The 3,585-nt window shown below is 62.3% G+C and carries 5 protein-coding genes; 2 read left to right on the top strand and 3 right to left on the bottom strand.

What is annotated here, in order from left to right:
- Nucleotides 1-106: 106 nt before the first annotated feature.
- A complete protein-coding gene (locus AC3WLT_RS36990) occupies nucleotides 107-391 on the bottom strand; it encodes a Pycsar system effector family protein (protein WP_079494734.1) in 285 nt (94 codons plus the stop codon).
- A 124-nt stretch (nucleotides 392-515) separates the two neighbouring features.
- The gene (locus AC3WLT_RS36985; RefSeq protein WP_492596498.1) at nucleotides 516-1,409 is read right to left on the bottom strand and encodes an NAD(P)/FAD-dependent oxidoreductase; all 894 of its coding nucleotides are present in this window, start codon (nucleotides 1,407-1,409) and stop codon (nucleotides 516-518) included.
- A gap of 279 nt (nucleotides 1,410-1,688) precedes the next feature.
- Between AC3WLT_RS36985 and AC3WLT_RS36980 the strand changes: the two genes are divergently transcribed.
- Nucleotides 1,689-2,336, top strand: a complete 648-nt coding sequence (locus tag AC3WLT_RS36980; RefSeq protein WP_097389207.1) for a TetR/AcrR family transcriptional regulator — start codon at nucleotides 1,689-1,691, stop codon at nucleotides 2,334-2,336.
- A gap of 34 nt (nucleotides 2,337-2,370) precedes the next feature.
- Nucleotides 2,371-3,234 carry a class I SAM-dependent methyltransferase gene (locus tag AC3WLT_RS36975; protein WP_492596497.1) on the top strand — a complete coding sequence of 288 codons (864 nt, stop codon included), beginning with the start codon at nucleotides 2,371-2,373 and terminating at the stop codon, nucleotides 3,232-3,234.
- 98 nt (nucleotides 3,235-3,332) lie between these two features.
- Here AC3WLT_RS36975 and AC3WLT_RS36970 read toward each other — a convergent pair.
- Nucleotides 3,333-3,585: hypothetical protein (locus AC3WLT_RS36970; RefSeq protein WP_492596496.1), on the bottom strand; the 253-nt coding region annotated here is incomplete at its 5' end.

Genomic DNA, 3,585 nt, shown 5'->3' with positions numbered 1-3,585 from the left:
CGGCCATCTCCGGCCGTTCGCGCGCGCTGCCGAGGGGGCATTTAAATGTCCTGTCCTATCTGCTTAGCGGACGCTCGCCACAGTGTTTAATTTGTCGCGTTGCCGATCATTGCGAACATCGCCCCGAAGAAGTCAGCGTGACCGGCTCGACTGAAGGCTTCGTTTCAAGCTTGATCCGGGGGAATACAACCGAAACTGCTAGCAAAAGCGATATCAGCGCGAGGCCCGACGAGACATAGACGAACGCCTTCACCCAATGCAGCGTGCTGTCGGGCAACTTTGCGCCCGTCCACACGAAGGCAAGCAACGCGCCATTGATGGCGACGAGAAAGCCGGCTTTCGCGTCAAGTACCGTGATCCACTTCCGTGAAAACTCACTGGCGGCGCTCATGCTGCTCGCGGGGGGCAAATCCCAACGCCACCACACAGCTCCGTCGACTCGTCGCAGAACACGCTTGCTTCCCTCCTTTATCCGTCGACCAAGAAAAAGATAAATTTGCTCTGAATCTGTGCTCTCAAACCAGCATCGACTGCTGGGCGAAGATGCCCGCCATCGCGCCGTGCGATGATGCCGTGGTGACCGAGGCCATGAGGGGGTTGGCGAGGTCGCCGGCGGCGTAAATGCCGGGCATGCTGGTTTCGCGGCGCTCGTCGACCTTGAGGGCGATGCCGAGGGGCGTATCGACCGTGGCGAGGCCCAGTGATTCATGCAGGCTTGCGGATGGCTTGTTGCGCGGATGCGCAAACAGGATGTCGACCGAGACATTGGGGCCGGTATCGAGCTTGACGGTGGCATTATGGCCCCCGTGATGGGCGATTTCGGTGATCCGGCCATCGACGACAGGTATATTGCGGTGCGCCAGATCGGCCCGGATATCCGGTGGAATTTCGTGACCATCGGCGAAGACCGTCAACGTGTCGGTCCAATCGTGGTACAGCCTGACATAATTGTGCGACTGCGGGCCGGACCAGACGAGGCCCCAATGCTGGCCGGCGACTTCAAAGCCGTCGCAATAGGGGCAGGGCACGATGGACGTGCCCCAGCCTTCGGCAAAGCCCGGAACATCAGGCATCTGATCGGCGACGCCATAGCTCAGGATCAGACGGCGCGCCCCAAGGCTTTCGCCATCGCCAGTGAGAACGGAGAAATCGTCGATGGCGCCGGAGACGCTGTCGGCCCGGGCACTGACCAGCCTGATCGTGGGATAACGCGCCAGCTGCTGCCGCGCCTCGGCCAGGATGCCCAGCGGCGGCTTGTGATCGTGGCCGAGCAGGCCATGCGAGTGGCCGGCGAAGCGATTGCGCGGCAGGCCGGTATCGAGAACGGTGACCTTGCGGCGGGCACGGCCGAGCTGCAGGGCGGCGGCGAGGCCGGCAAAGCTGCCGCCGATAATGATGACGTCATTCATGGTGATGGGCTCCGTGTTGTGGATGGAGGGGGTGGGCTGGGCCTGGCGCGAAATATCGTCCAGCGATACGCGCTCGAGACGGGCAGCGACCAGGGCTTCGGCATCGACGAGAAAGTCGCCCATCAATGTGTTGACCGGCCGGACAATGTCGCATTCGATATCGCCGGGCGGCCCGGGGAAACTTGATTTGGAGGACACCTACGCATTGGCTTGCACCTTTAAGATACTGTATGGTATCGTAATGCAAGAATTAGGATACTGTCAAGGACTGTAATTGTCGTGACCGAAAATAGCCAGGCCCGGCGCGGCCGGCCCGCCAACGAGGCGCTTGGCCAAACGATAGTCGACGCCGCGTGCGAACTCTTTGTGGAATTGGGTTTTCAAGCGACGACCTTGGACAAGGTCGCCCAGCGAGCGAAGATATCCAAGCTCAGCATCTATCGGCACTTCGAGAACAAGGAGGCGCTGTTCAGCGCGGCCATCGCGGCCCGCTGTCATCAGTTTGCACCACAGGCCCTTCTTGAAGGCGTCGACGGTTCGGCCGAAGATCAGCTCATGGCGGTGGGATCATCCCTGCTTCGCACGCTGTTGAGCCCGGACGTCCGCAGTGTCGAAGCCATGATCATGGCCGACAAGACGAATCAAAAGTCGTTAAGCAAGCTCTATTACGAAGCCTGCCCCGCCCATGTCATCGCCCAAGTCGAGGCCCTGTTGCGTCAGTTGCACGCGAAGGCGGTTCTGAACGTGCCCGATCCTCTCCGGTCCGCCCGCTTGTTTGCCGCGCTTTTAAAAGGATCCGATCTCCTGCTTATCGCACGCTTCGATGAGGCGAGAGCAGAGGACGACAACGAAATCGAATCCTATTGCCGGTCGGCCGTCGCCATGTTCATCGCCGCGCACGGTGGCAACGACCACGCGGACGGATAGTCTAGTTAAGAACGGATCAGCACAAGGAGATGGCATGGCAGAGAAAAATGTTTATCAGGTAGCCGACTGGAATGGCCAAAGCGGGGAGCGCTGGGTCGCTTACCAGGCCCGGCTCGATGCCATGATGGCGGTGTTCGGCCAGGCCGCGATCGAAGCCGCCGCGCCCGCCACGGGCGAACGCGTGCTGGACATCGGCTGCGGCGCGGGGACGTCTAGTCTGGATCTGGCCGCCCGCGTCGGCGCGGGGGGCCATGTGCTAGGCGTGGACATATCCGAACCGCTGATCGGCAGAGCGCGCGCGCTAGCGCCGCAGGACACGCCGGTCCTGTTCCAGGTGGCCGACGCCAGCAGCACCGAGTTGCCCGAGGACGCGTTCGACATCCTGTTTTCGCGCTTCGGAGTGATGTTCTTTGACGATCCTACGGCGGCGTTCGCTCATATGCGGCGTGCGCTCAAGCCGGGCGCGCGGGTCGCTTTCGTCTGCTGGCGCGGCATGGCCGAGAACGATTGGGTGCGCTTGCCGATGGGCGCGATCAAGGGCATCGTCCCGCCGACGGCGCCGCCCGATCCCGAAGCGCCCGGCCCATTCTCGTTCGGCGACCGGGGGCGCGTGGCACGCATCCTGACGGCGGCCGGCTTCACCGATATCGCTATCGCGCCATTCGATGCTTCCATCCCATTCGGCGAGGGGGGGACACGGGATGCGGCGATCGACGACGCGGTGGAGATGACACTCGAGGTTGGCCCGCTGTCGCGCGCTCTCGCTTATCAGCCCGACGACATCCGGGCCCGCGCCTCGGCCGCGGTTCGTGCCGCCTTCGCGGGCCTCCCCGGCGAGCGGTCGGTGATGATCGACGGCGCGGCGTGGATCGTCATGGCACGCAATCCGGCAAGCTGACAGGGATTAACAGGGGAAACGCCCCCGCTCGGTGGAGCGGGGTGTCTTTGGCCGGTCAGATTGATGTCCCTTCTGGCTTGGAAGCCGCCATTAGCGAGCTAGAGGCTTTGATGGCATGACCTGCTCCCGGACGGGAAACTTACTTCTTCATTGAAGTGGCATGCGAGCTTGATGGTTTCCGCAAAGGCGGCATTGGACAGCGCGCAAGCGACAAGGCTGATCAGGATAGCTCTTGACATAGATATCCCCGGCTTTGATTGACCGGAGTATAAATCGGTCATAGCGAACGGCCCTTGCGCCCCGGGTGCCTGCCGTTCGCGGTGCGGTGCAACGAGCGTCTCAGAAGGGTCG

The organism is Paraburkholderia sp. FW306-2-2C-D06C (assembly GCF_058781505.1).
Note: the sequence above shows the minus strand (reverse complement) of the source record. Positions and strands in the feature narration are given on the sequence as shown.